Below are 21,493 nucleotides of genomic sequence, written 5' to 3' on the forward strand. Positions count from 1 at the left end.
CGACGTTCACAAGAACACGAGCGGCGATGCGCCGACCCTTCTTGATTCCTTATTGATGGCGTGAAGATACTTCCCACAAATTAAGGTGACCGTCCTTCGCCTGCTCGTCAATCGCCGCCAGTTCTTGCGTCGTGAAGTCCAGCTTGTCCAGCGCCGCCACGTTCTCGCGGATCTGTTTGCTGCTGCTGGCGCCGATCAGTGTCGAGGTCACGCGCGGATCGCGCAGCACCCACGCCAGCGCCATCTGCGCCAGCGATTGCCCGCGCGCCCTGGCGATGTCGTTGAGCACGCGCACGCGCGCCAGGTTTTCCGGACTCAGGTGATCGCCCTTGAGCGAGCCGCCGCCGGCACGGTTGATGCGGGCATCTTCCGGAATGCCGTTGAGGTACTTGTCGCTCAGCAGGCCTTGCGCCAGCGCGGTGAAGGTGATGCAGCCCATGCCCTGGCGTTCCAGTTCGTCGAGCAGGCCTTGCTCGATCCAGCGGTTGAACATGTTGTAGGACGGTTGATGGATCAGGCAGGGGATTTTCCATTCCTTGAGCAGCTCGGCCGCTTCCTTGGTCTTTTGCGGCGAGTACGACGACACGCCCACATACAGCGCCTTGCCTTGCTGCACGGCGGTCGCCAGCGCGCCCATGGTTTCTTCCAGCGGGGTGTCCGGATCGAAGCGGTGTGAATAGAAAATATCGACGTAGTCGAGATTCATGCGCTTGAGGCTCTGGTCCAGGCTGGCCAGCACATACTTGCGCGAGCCGCCGCCCTGTCCGTAGGGGCCCGGCCACATATCCCAGCCGGCCTTGGTCGAGATGATCAGTTCATCGCGATACGGCTGGAAATCCTGTTTGAACAGATGACCGAAATTGGCCTCGGCGCTGCCGTACGGCGGGCCGTAGTTGTTGGCCAGGTCGAAGTGGGTGATGCCCAGGTCGAACGCCGTGCGCAGCATGTCGCGCTGGTTCGCCAGCGAACTGGTGTCGCCGAAGTTGTGCCACATGCCCAGCGACAGCAACGGCAACTTCAGGCCGCTGCGCCCACAGTTGCGGTATGGCATGGATTCATAGCGGGTGCTTGAGGCCAGGTAGGTCATGAATGTCTCTCCTTGTTTCTCGGAATGATTGATGCGCGCCAACAGGCGAGGCCATGATCTTAGACCAATGCCGGCAAACGCGTCGTACTACACCGTGCCGTGTAGCAAGGTACAGCTTCCGTCGCTGCGGGGGAGGAGAGCTTGCAATGTGTCGGCATGAGGATTGCGTGCTTCCGGGCCAGGTTTGATTGTCGGAAGAAAAGGACCGGAAAACACCGGTTTGCTGACAAAAAACTGACGCATTGCTGACGCGGAAAGCTTTGCTGGCGCGGTTCTCGCAGTCATCTTGGTATGTTGTAAAGATTTGTTGCGAAGCACTTAAAAATACCGCTTAATGTCGCCTGGCCGGGAAAAATATATTTCTCGAAACATGAGACGCCGGGTCAAGAGTCTTGGGGGGATCCAAGCAAAATCGCAAATGCATGAGGGGCGCAAAAATCAGGCGCCTGTTTTGCGTGACGAGTTATAACAATGATTAACCACTCGGCTGGAGAAGTGCATGGAAAACCTTTTGATCGGGGCGGGCGCGGGCGTATTCGGCGTGGCGTTGCTGTGGCTGCGCTATGGCAGGTCGCCGAGCTTGGAAGCGCCGCTCTCCGATTTTCAGCGCAAGCAGAATTTCATCCGGGATGTCTGCGACGGCAATCTTAAAAAAGCCAACGCGCTGCTGACTGAAAAAATGGAACTGGACAAGACCTTGTCCTATGAGCAGGCCGTCGATCTGGTCTATGTCGACATCCTGGAGTTGACCAGCGAAGAACGCGCCGCCGTCCTCAGGCATGGCGAGCGTCGTCAGACGAAACGCTGAGAAGTTTTACGGCGTTTCTCCCCCCCCTTTTTTTCTTTATCGTCGTCGTCCCTGCGATTCTTTTGACCCCGCCGGTCGCTTCGTTGCGCGATCGCCCGGGAGATGCCGCCTAATGTTTCACCGGTGCTGCATTGAAACCCTGCTTGCCGAGGAATTCCGCAACGATGGGTGACCAGATTTCAACTCCGTTGGAGAACAAGGTATGCCCGTTCTTGGCGAAGGGCGGCAGCAGGCGGTATTCGGCATTGCCGCCGGCTTTGACGAAAGCCGCATGCCAGGCTTTGCTGTGCGAGGGATTGAAGTACTGGTCGTTTTCCGTATAGATCCATAGCATCGGCGCCGTGGTGGTCTTGCCGAAGCGGGAGTACATGTCCTCCAGCCGGTTGCCCTGGCAGGGGATGCCGGGATGGGTAACAGGGTCGCCGCCGGAGCCGCCGGCGAAATTGATGGCGGCGACCAAGCCATCGGGATGTTTGGCGGCGGTGGCCACCGTCGAGTAGCCGCCGACCGATTGGCCGACGATCAACACGCGGTTGGGATCGACATAGGATTGTTCCTTGGCGTATTTCAGGACTGCCAGAATCTCGGTGGTGGCTGCTTCCGCCATGGGCGCATAGTTCTTGCTGTAGCAGGAGCCGCTTTCTTCAGGATCGAAGTGCGTGCCTTGTTCGCCGTAGCCGATGCGGGTCGGTGCAAATACCGCAAAACCGCGTTCGGTAAAGAAGCGCGCCTGCTTGGTGTAGCGAAAGCGCGGCGGATCGGAACGATTGGTCCCGCTCCGTCCGTGATTGAGGATGAGGATAGGAAAAGGGCCGTTGCCATCGGGTTTGAACTGCGTCACCACGACTTTGCCGGTCTCTTCGCGACCGTAGAAATCCTTGACCTTCACATCAAGCGATGTGACCGACTCATGCAAGTCGTTGGCGAGTTGCTGGGTGCCGGCGGTAACGGTTGTCGCGGCAAGGCTGAGGCAGAGCAGGAAGTGGCGCATGGTCTTTGTTCTGGTTGTGATTGGAGACGGCGTTTGAAATTATCCGTGAACCGGCGGTGTTTGCGTGGATTTGGCGGAGGATTTTTTGCGACGAAAAAAGTCTCTGTTGTCACTGTGTAAATCATAATCGGCAAGGCTTGCAGCGAGCTGACGGCACGGGCGTTGTCGCTCCGGCCGGCGTGCTAGAATCCATCGCGCTACAGGTGTGCAAGTGAACAAACAACAGATTTGCCGTCAACGCTTCACAGACCCGGAGAGCGTCATGCCTACCATCTTTTTCACCGTCAACGGGGCGCGTCGTTCCGTCGATGTCCGCGATCCCGAACAACCTTTGCTGTATGCGCTGCGCAATACCATCGGCCTGACCGGGCCCAAGTTCGGTTGCGGTCTGGGGCAATGCGGCGCGTGTACGGTCTTGCTCGACAAGACGCCGCTGCGCAGTTGCATCACGCCCTTGTCGGCGGTCGCAGGCAAATCCATCACCACCATCGAAGGTCTCGGCACGCCCGAGAAGCCGCATCCGGTGCAGGCGGCCTTTATCGCCGAGCAGGCTGCCCAGTGCGGTTATTGCGCCAACGGCATGGTCATGACCAGCGCCGCCTTGCTGGCTTCCAATCCCAAACCGAGCGAAACCGAAGTCAAGGATGCCTTGTCCGCCAACCTCTGCCGTTGCGGCACGCATGTGCGCATCGTGCGCGCGGTGATGCGCGCTTCCGGGAGGACGCCGGCATGAACGCGCCATTCGACATGCAAATGAGCCGGCGCCAGTTGCTCAAGGCCGGCGGCGCGCTGGTGGTGACGTTGGCGTTGCCGTTGTCTGTGCACGCGACCGAACAGGTGTTGCGCGACAAACGCGGCAATGCGCAACCGCACGCGCTGTTGGACAAGACGCTGGACGTGAGCGCCGTGGACGGTTTCATTGCCATCCATCAGGACGGCACGGTGACGCTGTTTTCCGGCAAGGTCGATCTGGGCCAGGGTTTGCGTATCGCGATCCGCCAGATGGCGGCGGAAGAGCTGGGCATCGGCGTCGACAAAATCGAGATGATTGAAGGAGACACCGCGCTCACGCCCGACCAGGGGCCTACCGCCGGCAGCAGCGGCATCATGCGCGGCGGCGTGCAGATTCGCCAGGCCGCGGCAACGGCGCGCGAGGCGCTGATTGCATTGGCGGCAGAGCGTTTGCAGAAACAACCGTCCGAACTGATGGTGCAGGATGGCGTGGTGCGCCCCAGGAGCGGCGGCACCGGCCTGAGCTATGCCGAACTGGTCGGCGGCAAGCGCTTCAATCTCAAGGTCGACGCCAAGGCGCCACTGAACAATCCGACCGCCTATCGCGTCGTCGGCAAGCCGTTGCTGCGTCCCGATGTGCCGGCCAAGGTGACCGGCACGCATACCTATGTCCATGACGTGAAGTTGCCCGGCATGCTGCATGGTCGAGTGCTTCGCCCGGCCGGCGAGGGCGCACAGATTCTCTCGGTGGACGAGTCGTCGGTGAAGAAATTTCCGGGCGTGAAGATCGTGCGCATCGGCGACTTTCTCGCGGTGGCGGCGCCCGACGAATGGGATGCCATCCAGGCCGCTGCCGCATTGAAGGTGGTCTGGAGCGACGCCGGCAAGCTGATGGGCCACGACAAGGTCGAACAATGGTTGCGCAACGGTCCTTTCGATGGCGCAGAGACCTTGGTCAACAAAGGCAATGCAGCTGCTGCGTTGCAAGCCGCATCCGGCAAGCTGAGCGCGAGCTACTACTGGCCGCCGCAGACGCACGGCTCCATCGGTCCGTCGTGCGCGGTGGCCGATGTCGGCGCCAGGCACGCCACTATCTATACGGCCTCGCAGGGCACCCATCGTTATCGTCCCGCCTACGCGCAAATGCTGGGTTTGCCGAACGAGGCCGTGCGGCTGGTCTATGTCGACGGCGCCGGTTGCTACGGCATGAACGGGCATGACGACGCCGCAGCGGATGCGGCACTGATGTCGAAGGCGTTGGGCAAGCCGGTGCGCGTGCAATGGTCGCGCCAGGATGAACACGGCTTCGATCCCAAGGGGCCGCCGCAGGCATTGACGCTGGAAGCGGCGCTCGGCCCCGACAATGCGATTACTGCCTGGCGCACCGAAATGTGGCTGCCGCGCGCGACAGCGAGTCTGCCGACGGTACCGTTGCTGGCGCCGCAGGCCGCGGGCATGCCGCAGCCCAAGGGCATCTCGACCGGCCTGATTTCGCAGAACGGCGATCCGCCGTATGACGTCGCCAACGTGTCGGTCGGCGTGTACTGGCACGACAGCGCGCCTTTGCGTCCGGCCAACATCCGCGCACCCGGCAAGATCGCCAACATCTATGCCGTCGAGTGCATGACGGACGAGCTGGCAGCCAGAGCCGGCATTGATCCGCTGGCGTTCCGTCTGCAATCGCTCAAGGATGCGCGCGGCGCCGAAGTGCTCAGGCGCACGGCCTCGCTGTTCGGCTGGGAGGCGCGCGCCGCCAGCGCAAGCGCGGGAAGCAAAACCAACAAGCGCGGACGCGGCATCGCCTATTCGCATTACAAGCACAACGAGACCTATGTCGCCATGGCGATGGAAGTCGAGGTCGATCGCAGCAGCGGCGAGATCCGCGTGCTGCGCGTGGCGTGCGCGCATGACTGTGGGTTGATCATCAATCCCGACGGCTTGCGCGCCCAGGTGGAGGGCAGCATCTTGCAAACCATCTCGCGCAGCCTGTTTGAAGAGATTCGTTTCGACACGCGCCGGGTGCAGAACGTCGACTGGGCCAGTTATCCCATCCTGACCTTCCCGGCGATGCCGGAGGTGCGCATCGACCTGATCGACCGGCCCACCATGCCGCCGTTAGGTGGCGGAGAGGCGGCGGCATCCCCGGTGACGGCGGCGCTGGCCAATGCGGTCTGGGATGCTGTCGGCATCCGCCTGCGCACCGTGCCGTTTACGCCGGAGCGGGTCAAGGCGGCGCTGGCGAGCATCTGATTCGTTTGTGTTTTACACTGCGTTGGCGGTTTCCCATGAAGCATAAAAACTGAGGAGAATAATCATGATCAAGACAAACACCATCAAGACAGCTCTGTTTGCCGCTCTGCTGATGACCGGCATATCCGCGATGGCGCAAACCGTCAGCGTCGAGCTCAAGGGCGGTAACGAAGTGCCCGCCAATACATCGACTGCCAGCGGCGCCGGCAGCATCAGCGTGGCTGCCGACAAGTCCGTCAGCGGCAGCATCAAGACCACCGGCATCGAAGGCAAGATGGCGCATATCCATACCGGCGCGGCGGGCGCCAACGGTCCGGTGCTGGTCGGCCTGACCAAGGACGGCGACAACGGCTGGGTCGTGCCGGCCGGCGCCAAATTTACCGACGAGCAGTATGCCGCTTACATGGCCGGCGGACTGTACGTCAACGTGCACAGCGCTGCACATCCAGGCGGCGAGATTCGCGGTCAGTTGTTGCCGAAGTAAATCCGTTTGGAGGAAGAGGGGGCGTTCACCTCCTTATCGGAACAATCCGGACAAGCCGTCATCGCGCAGGTGGCGGCTTTTTCATTGGCGCCCCTCGATCTTTTTAAATCATCAGACAACACGTCCTTGATTTTGTCGTCAACAGCAGGATTTTCAGACGACTGAAAGCGGCTTCGAACATCAAAAAGCGACAAAAGAAAGTGCGCTTTCACCTATTTTGTTGTTGGCTTGTAGTTCGCTCTGGATAAGGCTTTGCGGGTTTTTTGGCCGACCCTCGATAATTCATTTGCAAAATGAAATCGGCATGTTTATACTCCGCTTCATGTTGTATGACGACTGATGACAAATTTTTCGAATTACAGCCCCTTAATAATAAATACTGCTGCTGCAAGCCTATTGCGCGCCGCAAGACAATAAGCAGGAGACCGCCGTCGGCGCATCAGCCTTCGGCATCCGGATTATCGTCTTGTCGCACGCCGGCCGAAGCGCGGTACCGGTCGGGAGATAGTCCGTGAGTATCGATCAAGTCGGCGCAAAGCTAAGCGCCACCGTGCGTGCAAGCGCCAAAGCAAGTCATGTTCGTTATCTGATTCTGTTCATGCTGTTCGTGGTGACGACGGTCAACTACGCGGACCGCGCCACGCTGTCGATTGCCGGCACGTCGATGAAGGCCGAACTCGGCCTCGATCCGGTGATGATGGGATATATTTTCTCGGCGTTCAGCTGGGCTTATGTACTGGCGCAATTGCCGGGCGGCTGGCTGCTGGATCGCTTCGGTTCCAAGAAGATTTATGCGCTGAGCATTTTTCTGTGGTCTTTCTTCACGCTGCTGCAAGGCGGCGTCACCTGGTTCGGTACTGCCGCTGCGGTGGTGTTGCTGTTCCTGCTGCGCTTCATGGTCGGTCTGGCGGAAGCGCCGTCGTTCCCGGCCAACGGTCGTATCGTGGCGTCGTGGTTCCCGACGGCGGAACGCGGCACGGCCTCGGCGATTTTCAACTCGGCGCAGTATTTCGCCGCCGTGCTGTTCACGCCGCTGATGGGCTGGATCACGCATGTCTACGGCTGGCACCACGTGTTCACCGTGATGGGCGCATTCGGCATCCTGCTGACCTTCATCTGGATCAAGATCATCCACAGCCCCAAAGATCACCCGATGATCAACAAGGCCGAGCTGGAGCACATCGAACAGGGCGGCGGGTTGGTGGACATGGACCAGGCCAAGCCGAAAGCAGCTGCAGGCACCGGCACTGATGCCGGCAAGGCCAAGTGGGGCTACATCAAGCAGTTGCTGAGCAACCGCATGCTGTTGGGCGTGTACATCGGCCAGTACTGCATCAACACGATTACCTATTTTTTCCTGACCTGGTTCCCGGTGTACCTGGTGCAAGAACGCGGCATGTCGATCCTGAAAGCGGGTTTCGTGGCGTCGATTCCGGCGGTGTGCGGCTTCGTCGGCGGCGTGGTCGGCGGCCTGATTTCGGACCGTCTGATCAAGCGCGGCAACAGCGTCACCATGTCCCGCAAGATCCCTATCGTCGGCGGCATGCTGCTGTCGACCACGATGATCCTGTGCAACTACGTCGATGCGCAATGGCTGGTGGTCGGCATCATGGCCGTGGCCTTCTTCGGCAAGGGCGTCGGCGCACTTGGCTGGGCAGTCGTGGCCGATACCGCACCGAAGGAAATCGTCGGCTTGTCGGGCGGCCTGTTCAATACCTTCGGCAACATCGCCGGCATCACGACGCCGATCGTGATCGGCTATATCCTGAAAGAAACCGGTTCGTTCTCGGGCGCGCTGGTGTTCGTCGGCGCCAATGCGCTGGTGACCGTGATCAGCTACCTGGTCATCGTGAAGGAAATCAAGCGCGTCGAACTAAAGCCTCTGTGATGAGGCCGCTTTGATCTTGTAACAACTTGCAGCAGATGGGAATAGCCATGAGCACCGAAACAAACAGCGAAGCCGGCATCAACGTCAACACGCCGCGTTACATCCTGATGCACGAGAACGACAATGTCGCCATCGTCGTCAACGACCGCGGCCTGCCTGCCGGGACGGTGTTCCCGGACGGCCTGACGCTGATCAGCCAGGTGCCGCAGGGACACAAGATCGCCTTGCGCGATATTCCCCAGGGCGAAGCGATCATCCGCTACGACGTCGCCATCGGCTACGCCGCGCGCGACATCGCCAAGGGCAGCTGGATCGAAGAATCGGTGGTGACGCTGCCGCCGGCGCGCGAGCTCGACAACCTGCCGATCGCCACGCGCAAGGCGCCTGCTTCGGCTTCCGTGCCGCTGGAAGGCTATACCTTCGAAGGCTATCGCAACGCCGACGGCTCGGTCGGCACGCGCAACCTGCTGGCGATCACCACCACCGTGCAATGCGTGGCCGGCGTGGTCGAGCATGCGGTAAAACGCATCCGCCAGGAGCTGTTGCCGAAGTATCCCAACGTCGAAGACGTGGTCGCGCTGGAACACACCTACGGTTGCGGCGTCGCCATCGATGCGCCCAACGCCGACATCCCGATCCGCACGCTGCGCAACATCAGCCTCAATCCGAATTTTGGCGGCCAGGCCATGGTGGTCAGCCTCGGTTGCGAAAAGCTGCAACCGAACCGCCTGCTGCCGGAAAGTGTCATCCCCATCCACAAGGAGGGCGAGCCTTACGTCGTTTGCCTGCAGGATGCGGAACACGTCGGTTTTAACTCCATGATAGCTTCCATCCTGCACATGGCCGAAGCGCGCCTGCAGGAACTTGACAAGCGCCGTCGCGTGACTTGCCCGGCGTCCGATCTGGTGGTCGGCGTGCAATGCGGCGGCAGCGATGCCTTCTCGGGCGTGACGGCCAATCCGGCGGTCGGCTTTGCGACCGATCTGCTGGTGCGTGCAGGCGCCGCCGTGATGTTTTCGGAAGTGACCGAAGTGCGCGACGGCATCGACCAGCTGACCTCGCGCGCCGTCAATGCAGACGTCGCGCAAGCCATGATCCGCGAGATGGACTGGTACGACAATTACCTCAAAAAGGGTGGCGTCGACCGCAGTGCGAATACGACTCCCGGCAACAAGAAGGGCGGTCTCGCCAACATCGTCGAGAAGGCCATGGGCTCCATCGTCAAGTCGGGCAGCAGCCCGATCTCGGGCGTGCTGGCGCCCGGCGACAAACTCAAGCAAAAAGGTTTGATCTACGCCGCCACGCCGGCCAGCGATTTCGTCTGCGGCACCTTGCAGTTGGCCGCCGGCATGAACCTGCACATCTTCACCACCGGCCGCGGCACGCCTTACGGCCTGGCTGCGGTGCCGGTGATCAAGGTCGCCACGCGCAACGATCTGGCGCGCCGCTGGCACGACCTGATGGACGTCAACGCCGGCACCATCGCCAGCGGCGAGGCGACGATCGCCGACGTCGGCTGGGAGCTGTTCCAGCTGATGCTGGACGTCGCCAGCGGCCGCAAGCAGACCTGGGCCGAGAAATGGAAGCTGCACAACGCGCTGACATTGTTCAATCCGGCGCCGATTACCTGATCGTCATCATTTGCAATTCACGTCGCACCGCCGCACCCGATAAGACCAACAGCCTCTGCCTCATTGCAGAGCAGAGGCATTTTTCACCCTGAGGAGGAAGCATGGGAATCACGCATTTTGCGCTGAAGCTTGGCGTAGCAGCAGTCTTGAGCAGCGCACTCTGTGCCGGCGTCAATGCCGCCACGATGGTGTACGTGTCCAACGCCGACAGCAAGGACATCTACGTCATGCGACTGAACCGGGACGGCAGCGTCACGCCGGTCGAGCAGGTGCAAACCGGCGGCACCGTCATGCCGCTGGCGTTCAGCCCGGACCATCGCCGCCTGTACGCCTCGCTGCGCTCGCAACCGTATTCCGTGACCACCTTTGCCGTCGATCAGCAAAGCGGCAAACTCAGGGCGCTGTCCACCGTGCCGCTGGCCGACAACATGGCGAACCTGGCGACCGACAAGACCGGCCGTTTCCTGTTTGCCGCGTCCTATACCGGCCACAAGATTTCGGTCAATCCGATCAGCGCCGCCGGTCTGGTGCAGGGGCCTGCCGTCGTCATCAACACCGGCAAGAATGCCCACGCAGTGGGCAGCGATCCGAAGAACAATTTCGTCTTTGCGTCCAACCTCGGCAGCGACGTCATCCTGCAATTCAAGTTCGACGTCGCCACCGGCACGCTGACGCCGAATACGCCGCCGTCGGTCGCCACCAAGGCCGGCGCCGGCCCGCGCCATTTCGTGTTCCATCCGAATCTGCGCTATGTGTTCTCGACCAATGAGCTCGACGGCACGGTCAACACTTACGCCTACGATGCGGCGCACGGCACGCTGACCCTGCAAGGCAGCGTCTCGGTCGTGCCGGCCGGATTCAAGGGCGATGCGCCGGCGGCGGCCGATATTCACCTGACGCCGGACGGCCGTTTCCTGTATGCCTCCGAACGCACGTCGAGCACGCTGGCCGCTTTTCGCGTCAATGCCGCGACCGGCGCCTTGACGCTGATCGGCAATGTGCCGACCGAGACCCAGCCGCGCGGTTTCAACATCGATCCGCAGGGCAAGTATCTGCTGGCGGTCGGACAAAAGTCCAACGGCCTGACCAGCTACGCCATCAACCAGAAAACCGGCGCGCTGACGCCGCTGCAGCACTATGAGCTGGGCAAGAATCCGAACTGGGTGGAGATCGTCAGTTTCCCTTGAGTTCCCCCGGCTTGCCTGGCAAGGCGGCAGATCAAGAATCCCTCGCGATGTCATGCGGGGGATTTGTCGTTGGCGCTGAAAAATTATCTATTCGTCAACCTTGCCATTGATTTTTCGCAAATACGGCGTAAATAAGCGGACCGTTTTTTCAGCCTTGTTCTAAGATGGCAAGGTCACGTTGAGCGTGCGGAACAAACATAATAAACAGGAGCAGGGAATGCGAAATATCACCGTTCGTTTCAGCCTCATGGGAGCGTTGGCGTTGTTCGCCGCCATGATCGCGCTGGGCGCCGCCGTCGGCATCTTCGCGCTGGGCCGCGCCAATCAGTCGACCGTGATGGTGCATGACGTCGCCTCGCGCGCATTGACCATCAACGATGCTTACAAGGACACCACGCGCACGCGCGCGGCGCTGACGCGCGCCTATAGCGCACTGAAAGAGCAGAACGATCAGGAAGTCAAGAACTCGGCGTTGAAGAGCGCACAGACCAGTTACGACCGCACGCTGAAGCAGCTGGATGAATTCAACAAGGCGCCGGCCTTCAAAGGACAGGACGACAAGCTCAAGGCGGATCTGGTCGATGCCGGCAAGCAGTTGTCGGAGGTGCTGAACAAGGCCGCCGACGCGTTGCGCAACAACGATACGGCTGCTTACGCAGCGATCAACGGCCGCGACATCACGGCCAGGGGAGCGAGTTTCTCGACTTTGCTGGAGAAATTCCAGAAACTGACCAAGGACTTGTCGGAAGACATCGTCGCCGAACGCGAGCGTGAGTACAACATGGTGGTCTGGCTGGTGGTGGTCGGTCTGGTCGCTGCGTTGGCGCTGGTGCTGACGGTGCATTTCGTCTTGCGCGGCATCGTGCTGACGCCGTTGAACCGCGCCGTCACCCTGCTGGACCAGGTGGCCAACGGTGACCTGACCATGAAGATTCCCGATCCGGGCCGCAATGAAATCGGCCGTCTGTTCGCCTCCATCCGCAACATGCAGCAAGGCTTGCTCACTACCGTCTCGCGCGTGCGCAGCAGCACCGACATCATCAATACCGGCGCACAGGAAATCGCCGCGGGCAATCTCGACCTGTCTTCGCGCACCGAGACGCAGGCCAGCTCGCTGGAAGAGACCGCGGCATCGATGGAGCAACTGACCGGCACCGTAAAACAAAACGCCGAGAACGCTCAGCAAGCCAACCAGCTTGCCCACTCGGCATCCGAGACCGCGGTCAAGGGCGGCGAGGTGGTGGAGCAAGTGGTCGACACCATGAATGCGATCAACGAGTCGTCGAAGAAGATCGTCGACATCATCAGCGTGATCGACGGCATTGCCTTCCAGACCAATATCCTGGCGTTGAACGCGGCAGTGGAAGCCGCCCGTGCCGGCGAACAGGGGCGTGGCTTCGCGGTCGTGGCGTCGGAAGTGCGCAGCCTGGCGCAGCGTTCCGCCGCCGCCGCGAAAGAGATCAAGGAACTAATCACCGACTCGGTGGAAAAAGTCGACTCCGGCAGCCGCCTGGTCGAGCACGCCGGCAAGACCATGAGCGAAGTGGTGGCGAGCGTGCGCCGCGTGACCGACATCGTCGGCGAGATCAGTTCGGCCAGTCGCGAGCAGAGCGAAGGCATCGGTCAGGTCAACAATGCGATCACGCAGATGGATGAAGTCACGCAGCAAAACGCCGCGCTGGTGGAAGAGGCCGCCGCCGCTGCGCAGTCGCTGCAAACACAGGCGGTCACGCTGGCCGACGCGGTCAGTATTTTCCGGATAGAGGCGCAAGCCGTGGCGACAGTCCGGTAGCCGGCCTGTCGCCACGTCCTTCCTTCTACAGCTTCTGCTTCCTTGCCAAAGCGTCGGCCACCAGCCGGCGTTGCTCGTGCTGATGGCGTCTCAGCGACGAGTGCGCACCCGCAGCCGTAGCGATACGGCATACGTTGCGCAAGGCGATCCCCGGCGGCAAACTTTCTTCAAGGGCATCGCGCACGAAGCGCCACGCGCCCTGGTTCTTGTCTTCTTCCTGCGCCCAGACCACTTCGGATAAATGAGGGAAGGCTGCCAGCGCCTCGCTCAGCGCATCCTCGGGGAACGGATATAACTGTTCAACGCGGATGATGGCAGTGGCGACGTCGTTCGCTTCATTGCGGGCCGCCTCGATGTCATAAAAGAACTTGCCGCTGCACAGAATGACGCGATCTACCGCGGTCGGATCGGCAACGTTGCGGTCGGTCAGCAGCGGCTTGAATTCGCCTTCGGCCATTTCCTGCAGCGATGAATGAGACCGCGGGTTGCCATAGAGCTGCGACTTCGGCGACATGACGACCAAAGGTTTGCGATCCGTCGCCACGGCTTGCTGACGCAGCAGATGGAACCACTGCGCCGAAGTGGAGGGGAACGCGATGCGCATGTTGCGGTCCGCGCAGAGTTGCAGGAAGCGCCCGAGGTAAGCGGTCGAGTGTTCCGGGCCGGCGCCTTCCTGGCCGTGCGGCAGCAGCATGGTCAGGCCGGAGCGATATCCCCATTTGTGTTCGCCCGGCGCAATGTACTGGTCGACGATGACCTGGGCGCCATTGACGAAGTCGCCGAACTGCGCTTCCCAGATCGTCAGCCGGCGTTGCGCCTGAACGCTGTAGCCGTATTCGAAGCCGAGCACGGCTTCTTCGGTCAGCGGCGAATTGACGATGTCGAAGCGGCCCTGATCGGCGCCGATATGGTCGAGCGGAATGAATACCCCGCCGGCATGCGCGTCGATGTCATCCTGTGCAAACCAGCGTGCATGGCGATGCATGAAGGTGCCGTGGCCGACGTCGAGGCCGGACACGCGGATGTCGACGCCATCGCCGAGCAGCGATGCGCAAGCGAGGTTTTCAGCGAAGCACCAGTCGACCGGGTGTTGCGCGTCGGCGGCGCCGGCTTGCCATTTCTGAATCAGTTTCCGGATGACCGCATGCACCGTGAAGTCCTCGGGCGGGGTGGTGATGATTGCCGCCAGCGCTTGCAGGCGCTCGATCGACGGCGCTTGGAAACGCAACCCGGAGGCGTTATTGTCGGTCGCCGGCGGCATCTGCATGGCAGGCTTGCTTTCCGTTGAACGCGTCAGCACCGTTCGCAATATGTCGGCGCGCAGGTTGTCGATGTCGCTTGCCGCGGTCGCGTTTGCAGCATCGCCGGCAAGGCGCGCATGGTAAAGCGTTGTAACCGGCGGATGGCGCGTGATCGCCGCCTGCAGGCGCGGATGGGTAAGGGCCGGGATGTCATGCTCGGAATGCCCGAGGCGGCGATAGCCGATCAGGTCGATGATGACGTCGGCGCCATATTTCATGCGGTATTCGAAAGCGATCGCGGCAGCGCGGACGAGGTCGTCAGGGTGATCTGCGTTGACACGGATCACCGGTGCATCGACGAGGCGGCCGATATCGGTGCAGTAGAGATTGCCGGCCACGTCCATGGCGTTGGACGTGGTGAAGGCGATCTGGTTGTTGACGATGATATGGATGGTGCCGCCCAGCGTATAGCCTTCGGCGCGCGTCAGGTTCAGGGTTTCCATGACAATGCCCTGGCCGGCGAACGCAGCGTCGCCATGCACCATGACCGGCACGCATCCCGTGTCGGGATTGTCGTCCTGGAAGGCGCGCGCCATGCCGCTGACGACCGGATAGACGCTTTGCAGGTGCGAGGGATTGTGCGCCAGGAATACCGCGACCTCGCCATGTCCGGTCTGCTTCAGGGCGCTGCCGCCAAGATGGAAGGGCAGGTCGTTCTGGCTGATGGCTTCGTGGGAGTCATGATTGAGGCAAGCCAGGATATGCTGCACGGGGAAGTCCATCAGATTGACCAGCATGTTCAACCTGCCGCGATGAGGCAGTCCGAGGAACATTTGCCGTACGCCGTGGCGTGCGGCGTTCTCGATCAGTATGTCCATCAACGGCAGCAGGCTTTCGCAACCTTCCAGCGAAAAGCGCTTGGCATGCGACGCGGTGGCGGCGAGGTGGCGTTCCCATACTTCCGCCGTGAGCAGCCGGTGAAATATCGCCTGGCGCTGCGCTGCCGCAGGCGCGGTCGACGAAACGGCTTCCATGCGGGAAAACAGCCAGGCGCGGCGTGATTCGTCGCGTATGCCGCTGCAGTCCAGCGCGATGGCGCCGCAATAGATGGCTTTCAACTGGCGGTCGAGTTGCTGCACCGTCGTGGCGGAGGGAAAGAACGTGCTGCCGGGCGGACGCGCCATGGCCGGATCGAGTCCATAGAATTCCGGCGTGAGTTCGGCCGGCATCGGCGCGGCTTGCTGAGCGGATGACGTGAGCGGGTCGAGGCGCGCGATGCGGTGGCCGAGGTTGCGGTGCGCCTGGATGAACTGCGCAATGTACCAGGACGACAGCGCGGTGGCATCGACGGCGGCAGGCTCCTCGGAGGGAATGAAGGACAAGCGCGGCAGCGCAAGGTGTTCAGGATAGTTGTTTGACATGGTCTAGGGAGAAGAGAAATGCGGTTGTAGAAGTCCGCTGCCTCATTCCGACCGCCCCGTGCCGGTCTCGCCACATACAGCGTGAGGGCGAGACCGGCGCGCGGCGTCTTCCAACAGGCGGCAAGACGGCCCGGGGCGCTGCGGCCGCGACTGCAAACTCAGCGACCTAAGTCAATGCAAAGCGCTCCGTTTGTTTCTTCTGTTCGAGCCGGTCCCGGAAAACCGGCTCGCGTCTCCTTACGTTGACGCGCTGAACGCGAGTTCAGGCGTCTTGTTTGCGCCCAGCCGGGAGGGTTTCGCTGTGATATCGATGGAGCGGCGAGGCGAGCCGCCGCGGGTAGTCGTCGTCGCCGGCAGCAGGTCGCTGTCGAGGGTGAAAATGCTGACCATATCGGTCAGCTGACCGGTCTGGTCTTGCAGGGCTTGTGCTGCCGCGGCGCTCTGTTCGACCAGTGCGGCGTTTTCCTGCGTGACCTGATCCATCAGCGTAATGGCCTGGTTGATCTGTTCGATGCCGGCACTCTGTTCCTGGCTGGAAGAACTGATTTCCGCAACGATGTCGGTGACGTGCCGGATGCTGTTGACCACGTCCTGGATGGTTTGTCCGGCTTGTTCGACCATTTTGCTGCCGTTGTCGACCTGATTGACGGAGTGGCCGATCAGGGTCTTGATTTCCTTCGCGGCGACGGCGCTGCGTTGCGCGAGGTTGCGCACTTCGCTGGCGACGACGGCGAAGCCGCGGCCGTGTTCGCCGGCGCGCGCCGCTTCGACGGCGGCGTTGAGGGCGAGAATGTTGGTCTGGAAGGCGATGCCGTCGATCACGCCGATGATGTCGACGATCTTGCGCGACGAATTATTGATGGCGCTCATGGTGTCGACGACCTGTCCGACGGCATCGCCGCCTTTGATCGCGACGGCCGATGCGTTGGACGCCAGCTGGTTGGCCTGGCGTGCATTGTCGGCGTTCTGCCTGACCGCCGAGGTCAGCTGTTCCATCGCCGAGGCGGTTTCTTCCAGCGAGCTGGCTTGTTGTTCGGTGCGGCTGGACAGGTCCATGTTGCCGCTGGCGACTTCGCGTGAAGCCTCGGCGATGGTGTCCGTGCCTTTACGCACTTTGCTGACGATGCCGTGCAGATTTTCGATCATGACTTTGAGGGCCACCAGCAAGCGGCCGATTTCATCCTTGCTGTCGATTTCCAGATGGTGCGTCAGGTTGCCTTGGGCCACGGCTTCGGCAAGATCGACGGCACGATTGATCGGCCGTGTGATGGTGCGCGTGATGAAGATACCGGTCACGATCGACAACAGCACCGCGCAAGCCGACAGGATCGCCATCTGGATCTTGGCATTGCGCGCCTGTTGGGCCGCATTGGCGACGTCGTTTTCCATTTCTTGCGCCTGGTAGTCGACCATCTTGTCGACCAGTACGTAATAGGCGGCTTGCGTGCGGGCCATGTCGCCCTGGTAAAGATCGCGTGCTTCCTGTTGTTTGTTATCTGCAATCAGCTCGAAGAATTTACGCACGGTGACGCCATAGGCTGAACGCGATTCGAACTGTTGCTTGAACAGCGATTTGCTCTGTTCGTTCTGCAGCATCTTTTCGAATTTGGCGTAAGCCTCTGCATTGGCTTTGCGTAGCGCGGCATAGTCGTCCATGTATTTCTTGGCGCGCTCAGGCGAGCTTGTCAGCAGCAGGTTGCTGACGATGGCGTTGCCTTTGTTGCCGTTGTTCTTGATCTGGTTGCTGATGGCGATCAGCGAGTAACGCTCGCCGACGATGCGATCCATTTTTTCATTGTTGGCGTCAAGGTGCTGGATGCCGACGATTGCTGTACCGATCAGCAAGGCAACGACCAGGGCGAACGCAGAGCCGAGACGGACTCCTATTTTGAGGTTGGAGATTTTCATTTGCTGCTCCTCTGTGGCGGGGTTTAATCAGCACGCGGTTTGCTTCCGGGTCTGTGGGGAACAGGGCAAGCGCGATTCGTAATACATGGCGGAATCCACGGGGCAGCGAGGTCAAAACGATGTGGCTGCCGCGCAATGAATAAGAGCAAGAGTAGCGGGCAAATTGCCGAGAGTCTATAGGGATATCTCTGATGTTTTTCTAGCCATTGACACTCTGGATAGGCATTCAAACACCTTATGTTTGGTAGGTTGCAAATCAAGACCAATTTGCGCAAAAAAAACGCCGGAGCTGATGCGCCGGCGTTGAAACCGCCGTTGCCGGCGGCTGTGGATACCTGATGAGGTCAGGGTTCTTTACATCGTCTCGTCACCTGCAAGATTATGCGGAGGTGTATGCAGTTTTCACGGTGGTGTAGAACTCGGCAGCATAGGCGCCTTGCTCGCGCGGGCCGAAGCTCGATGCCTTGCGGCCGCCGAACGGTACGTGGTAATCGACGCCGGCAGTCGCCGTGTTGACCATCACCATGCCGGCTTGCGCATTGCGCTTGAAGTGGGTGGCGTACTTCAGCGAGGTGGTGCAGATGCCCGACGACAGGCCGAACTCGGTGTCGTTGGCCAGTTGCAGCGCGTGCTCGTAATTGTCGGCAGGGATCACGGAAGCGACCGGTCCGAAAATTTCTTCACGCGAGATGCGCATGTCGTTGTTGCAGTCGGCGAACAGCGCCGGCGTCATGTAGAAGCCGTCGGTGTCGCGCTTGACGCGCTCGCCGCCGAAGACGAGATTGGCGCCTTCCTGTTTGCCGATTTCCACGTACGACAGGTTCTGGTCGAGTTGCGACTGATCGACCACCGGACCGATGTTGGTGTCCGCCGTCAGCGCGTGACCGATCTTCAGGCCGGCCAGCTGGTTGCGCGCCGCTTCGATGAAGCGCGGGTAGATGTCTTTTTCGACGATGATGCGGCTCGAGGCGGTGCAGCGTTGGCCGGTCGAGAAGAACGCGCCTTGCACGGCTGCCGTGACGGCGACGTTCAGGTCGGCATCGTTGAGCACGACCAGCGGATTCTTGCCGCCCATTTCGAGCTGGAACTTCGCCATGCGGGCGACGCAGCCTTGCGCTACGCGGCCACCGGTCGAAACCGAACCGGTGAAGGTCAGGGCGCTGACGCGACGGTCGTCGATGAAGCGCTGGCCGACCACCGAACCGCGGCCCATGACCAGGTTGAACACGCCGGCCGGGATGCCTGAGCGGCTGATGATGTCGGCAATCGCCCAGGCGCTGCCCGGCACCAGTTCAGCCGGTTTGAAGACGACGGTGTTGCCGTAGGCCAGCGCCGGTGCGATCTTCCACGCCGGGATCGCCATCGGGAAATTCCACGGCGCGATGATGCCGACCACGCCGACCGGTTCGCGCGTGATTTCGATGTCCATGCCGGGACGCACGGAGGCCAGCTTCTGGCCCTGGATGCGCAGCACTTCGGCAGCGAAGAATTTGAAGATGTTGCCGGCGCGGCCGGCTTCGCCGATACCTTCGGCCAGTGTCTTGCCTTCTTCGCGCGACAGCAGGCGGCCGAGTTCTTCCTTGCGCGCCAGGATTTCGGAACCGATCTTGTCCAGTGCGTCGGAACGCGCCTGGATGTTGCCGACGCTCCATGCCGGGAAGGCGGCGTGCGCTGCGGCGATGGCGATGTCGGCTTGCGCGGCGTCGGCTTGTGCGTATTCGCCGATGATGTCGGACAGGTCGGATGGATTGACGTTCTTGTTGATGCCGGCGCCTTGCAGCCATTCACCGTTGATGTAGTTCGCGAATTGGGTCATCGATTTCTCCTGGATGTGGAAGCCAAAACTGACCGCGGGAAGAATCCGGCGGTCAGTCGAGGGCTTAGTTATTTATTGTGTGATGTTGCAATTGAGGTTGCAATTGAGGTTGCAATTACTGTGGTCCCAGGCGCTTGATCAGCGCGGCCAGTTCTTCGTGCTCGGCTTCGGTGCAGGCGGTCAGCGGCGTGCGCACCGGACCTGCATCGTGGCCGACGACCTTGGCGCCGGCCTTGACGATGCTCACGGCATAACCGGCCTTGCGATTGCGGATGGCCAGGTAGGGCAGGAAAAATTCGTCGATCAGCTTGCCGACGGTGGCGTGGTCTTCCCTGGCGATGGCGTGGTAGAAATCCATCGCTGTCTTCGGGATGAAGTTGAACACCGCCGACGAGTACACCGGCACGCCCAGCGCCTTGTAGGCGGCGGCGTAGACTTCCGCCGTCGGCAGGCCGCCGAGGTAGGTGAAGCGATCGCCCAGGCGGCGACGGATCGTGACCATGGATTCGATCTCGCCGACGCCGTCCTTGAAACCGATCAGGTTGGGGCAGCGCTCGGCCAGGCGTTCCAGCATGTCGGCGTTGAGCTTGCAGACGCCGCGGTTGTAAATGATGACGCCGAACTTGACCGACTTGCAGACGGCTTCAACGTGTTCGGCGATGCCGTCCTGGCTGGCTTCGGTCAGGTAATGCGGCATCAGCAGGATGCCGTGCGCGCCGAGGCGTTCGGCTTCTTGTGCATAGGCGATGGCAGCGCGGGTAGGGCCGCCGGCGCCGGCGATGATGGGCACCTTGCCTTTGCAGGTTTCCACGGCGGTGCGAATGATGTCCGAATATTCGCCCGGCACCAGCGAGAAGAACTCACCTGTGCCGCCGGCGGCAAACAGTGCGCTGGCGCCATAGGGAGCCAGCCATTCCAGACGTTCGATGTAAGTCTTGGGGCGGAAGTCGCCTTGCTCGTCGAAGTCGGTCAGCGGGAAAGAGAGCAGGCCGGCGGAAAGAATCTGTTTCAGGTCTTGTGGTGTGTACATGTCGGTAGGTACCAGGTGATGAAGTTAAAAATGCCGTCGCGCTTGATGCCAAACTCTGCCTCGGATTTATTCGGACGTATTCCGGGCGTATTCAGCGCTTCTGGATGGAATTTGTTCTTAAGTGTCTTAAGATATCAGTCATCGTACAACATGAATTGAGAGAAAGCCAGCAGTTTTTCGCAGCCGACCGGTTTTGTGCTTGTTTTTCGTTGTCGATGTGCTGCGGCTGCGTTGTTGCTTTGTCGGTTTTTTTAAGGCGCGGAGGTGTCCGAAGCCTTCTGCTGCGCGCCGGCTGCCGATTCGGCCGCTTCCTGCGCCCGGCGCAGGCGTTCGCGGCTGTTGGTCAGGTGGTTGCGCATGGCCGCGCGCGCCGCTTCGGTATCGCGGCGGGCGATGGCTTCGTAGATGTCTTCATGTTCGCGCTGCACGCGGTCCAGGTAGCTGGCCTGCGGGTCGCGCGCCAGCTCCGCCGTGTTCAGGCGTTTGCGCGGAATCACGCCGGCGCCGAGGTGGCTCAGGATTTCGATGAAATAGCGGTTGCCGGTGGCGTTGGCAATCTGGAAGTGGAAGCGGAAGTCGGGGCCGACGGTGTCGTTGCCCTTTTTCTGATTGTCATGGAAGGCATCCAGCGCCTGGCGGATTTCCAGCAGTTGCGCGTCGGTGCGGCGCGCCGCGGCCAGGCCGGCGGTTTCGGTTTCCAGGCTGATGCGCAGTTCCAGCAACGCCAGCAGATCCTTCATCGTGGTGATGGTGGCCGGATCGATGTTGATGTTGCCGGTCTTTTGCGCCTCCAGCACGAAAGTGCCGATGCCGTGCCGCGTTTCCACCATCCCGGCCGCCTGCAGGCGCGAAATCGCTTCGCGCACCACGGTGCGGCTGACGCCCTGAGTGAGCATGATTTCAGACTCGGTCGGCAACTTCTCGCCCGGCTTGATGGAGCCGTTGGAGATCATTTCGGAAATGGCGCCGACCACTTCCTGAGACAGGCTCTGGGTCTTCTTGCGCGGGCGCATCAGCGGGCTGGGGGTCTCGTTGACTTCCATTTTTATAGGTCGATATGTGTGAAAGTGGCCTGGGATTGCATGGGGGCGCATCCGGATGAACGTCGTCAGCCCGCAAAAAGATATGCGACATCTTACCAGAGGATGACTGTTTTTCGTAAGCTCTTTACGGAGAGCTGCATGGGCTTTTGTCCGGTAAGCCGAAGGCGTTTCGAGGTCTCGGAAG

General features: G+C 61.0%; 16 protein-coding genes. 8 read left to right on the plus strand and 8 right to left on the minus strand.

Annotation, left to right across the window (positions count from 1 at the left end; translation table 11 throughout):
* Window positions 1-49: 49 nt before the first annotated feature.
* A complete protein-coding gene (gene mgrA / locus PMI16_RS12590; protein ID WP_007880017.1) occupies window positions 50-1,087 on the minus strand; it encodes an L-glyceraldehyde 3-phosphate reductase in 1,038 nt (345 codons plus the stop codon).
* A 499-nt stretch (window positions 1,088-1,586) separates the two neighbouring features.
* Here mgrA and PMI16_RS12595 point away from each other — a divergent pair, with 499 nt between their 5' ends.
* Entirely contained in the window at window positions 1,587-1,895 is a 309-nt protein-coding gene (locus PMI16_RS12595; protein WP_007880018.1) for a hypothetical protein, read from the plus strand.
* A gap of 109 nt (window positions 1,896-2,004) precedes the next feature.
* Here PMI16_RS12595 and PMI16_RS12600 read toward each other — a convergent pair whose 3' ends face one another.
* Window positions 2,005-2,886 (minus strand): alpha/beta hydrolase family protein, encoded by an 882-nt coding sequence (locus PMI16_RS12600; RefSeq protein WP_007880019.1) that lies wholly within the window; start codon window positions 2,884-2,886, stop codon window positions 2,005-2,007.
* Window positions 2,887-3,148: 262 nt separating this feature from the next.
* Here PMI16_RS12600 and PMI16_RS12605 point away from each other — a divergent pair, with 262 nt between their 5' ends.
* From PMI16_RS12605 to PMI16_RS12615, 3 genes are all read left to right on the plus strand, one after another.
* Window positions 3,149-3,619 carry a (2Fe-2S)-binding protein gene (locus PMI16_RS12605; protein WP_007880033.1) on the plus strand — a complete coding sequence of 157 codons (471 nt, stop codon included), beginning with the start codon at window positions 3,149-3,151 and terminating at the stop codon, window positions 3,617-3,619.
* Window positions 3,616-5,868 carry a xanthine dehydrogenase family protein molybdopterin-binding subunit gene (locus PMI16_RS12610; RefSeq protein ID WP_007880035.1) on the plus strand — a complete coding sequence of 751 codons (2,253 nt, stop codon included), beginning with the start codon at window positions 3,616-3,618 and terminating at the stop codon, window positions 5,866-5,868. The genes PMI16_RS12605 and PMI16_RS12610 overlap by 4 nt, the downstream gene beginning before the upstream one ends.
* A 64-nt stretch (window positions 5,869-5,932) precedes the next feature.
* On the plus strand, window positions 5,933-6,352 hold the full coding sequence (locus PMI16_RS12615) for a CHRD domain-containing protein (RefSeq protein WP_007880037.1): 420 nt from the start codon (window positions 5,933-5,935) through the stop codon (window positions 6,350-6,352).
* Here PMI16_RS12615 and PMI16_RS25900 read toward each other — a convergent pair.
* Window positions 6,334-6,564 (minus strand): hypothetical protein, encoded by a 231-nt coding sequence (locus PMI16_RS25900; RefSeq protein ID WP_157212621.1) that lies wholly within the window; start codon window positions 6,562-6,564, stop codon window positions 6,334-6,336. The two genes, PMI16_RS12615 and PMI16_RS25900, sit on opposite strands and share 19 nt — an antisense overlap.
* 386 nt (window positions 6,565-6,950) lie before the next feature.
* Here PMI16_RS25900 and PMI16_RS12620 point away from each other — a divergent pair, with 386 nt between their 5' ends.
* The 4 genes from PMI16_RS12620 (at window position 6,951) to PMI16_RS12635 (ending at window position 12,850) form a co-directional block, all read left to right on the plus strand.
* Window positions 6,951-8,240 (plus strand): MFS transporter, encoded by a 1,290-nt coding sequence (locus tag PMI16_RS12620; RefSeq protein ID WP_237719856.1) that lies wholly within the window; start codon window positions 6,951-6,953, stop codon window positions 8,238-8,240.
* Between the two features lie 47 nt (window positions 8,241-8,287).
* Entirely contained in the window at window positions 8,288-9,871 is a 1,584-nt protein-coding gene (gene garD / locus PMI16_RS12625) for a galactarate dehydratase (RefSeq protein ID WP_007880041.1), read from the plus strand.
* A 101-nt stretch (window positions 9,872-9,972) separates the two neighbouring features.
* On the plus strand, window positions 9,973-11,058 hold the full coding sequence (locus PMI16_RS12630) for a lactonase family protein (RefSeq protein WP_007880044.1): 1,086 nt from the start codon (window positions 9,973-9,975) through the stop codon (window positions 11,056-11,058).
* Window positions 11,059-11,275: 217 nt separating this feature from the next.
* Window positions 11,276-12,850 carry a methyl-accepting chemotaxis protein gene (locus PMI16_RS12635; RefSeq protein ID WP_007880046.1) on the plus strand — a complete coding sequence of 525 codons (1,575 nt, stop codon included), beginning with the start codon at window positions 11,276-11,278 and terminating at the stop codon, window positions 12,848-12,850.
* 25 nt (window positions 12,851-12,875) lie between these two features.
* Here the strand turns inward: PMI16_RS12635 and PMI16_RS12640 are convergent, their stop codons facing one another.
* The 5 genes from PMI16_RS12640 to PMI16_RS12660 all read right to left on the minus strand — a co-directional run bounded on the left by PMI16_RS12640 (window position 12,876) and on the right by PMI16_RS12660 (window position 21,309).
* On the minus strand, window positions 12,876-15,512 hold the full coding sequence (locus PMI16_RS12640; protein WP_007880049.1) for a 2-oxoglutarate dehydrogenase E1 component: 2,637 nt from the start codon (window positions 15,510-15,512) through the stop codon (window positions 12,876-12,878).
* Window positions 15,513-15,749: 237 nt separating this feature from the next.
* On the minus strand, window positions 15,750-17,420 hold the full coding sequence (locus PMI16_RS12645) for a methyl-accepting chemotaxis protein (RefSeq protein ID WP_007880050.1): 1,671 nt from the start codon (window positions 17,418-17,420) through the stop codon (window positions 15,750-15,752).
* Window positions 17,421-17,799: 379 nt separating this feature from the next.
* Entirely contained in the window at window positions 17,800-19,236 is a 1,437-nt protein-coding gene (locus PMI16_RS12650; RefSeq protein WP_007880051.1) for an aldehyde dehydrogenase family protein, read from the minus strand.
* A gap of 115 nt (window positions 19,237-19,351) precedes the next feature.
* A complete protein-coding gene (kdgD, locus tag PMI16_RS12655) occupies window positions 19,352-20,266 on the minus strand; it encodes a 5-dehydro-4-deoxyglucarate dehydratase (protein ID WP_007880052.1) in 915 nt (304 codons plus the stop codon).
* A gap of 251 nt (window positions 20,267-20,517) precedes the next feature.
* The gene (locus tag PMI16_RS12660) at window positions 20,518-21,309 is read right to left on the minus strand and encodes a FadR/GntR family transcriptional regulator (RefSeq protein ID WP_007880053.1); all 792 of its coding nucleotides are present in this window, start codon (window positions 21,307-21,309) and stop codon (window positions 20,518-20,520) included.
* Between the last annotated feature and the right edge of the window lie 184 nt (window positions 21,310-21,493).

The sequence above is a fragment of the Herbaspirillum sp. CF444 genome (genome assembly GCF_000282135.1).
Classification (GTDB): Bacteria; Pseudomonadota; Gammaproteobacteria; order Burkholderiales; family Burkholderiaceae_D; genus Herbaspirillum.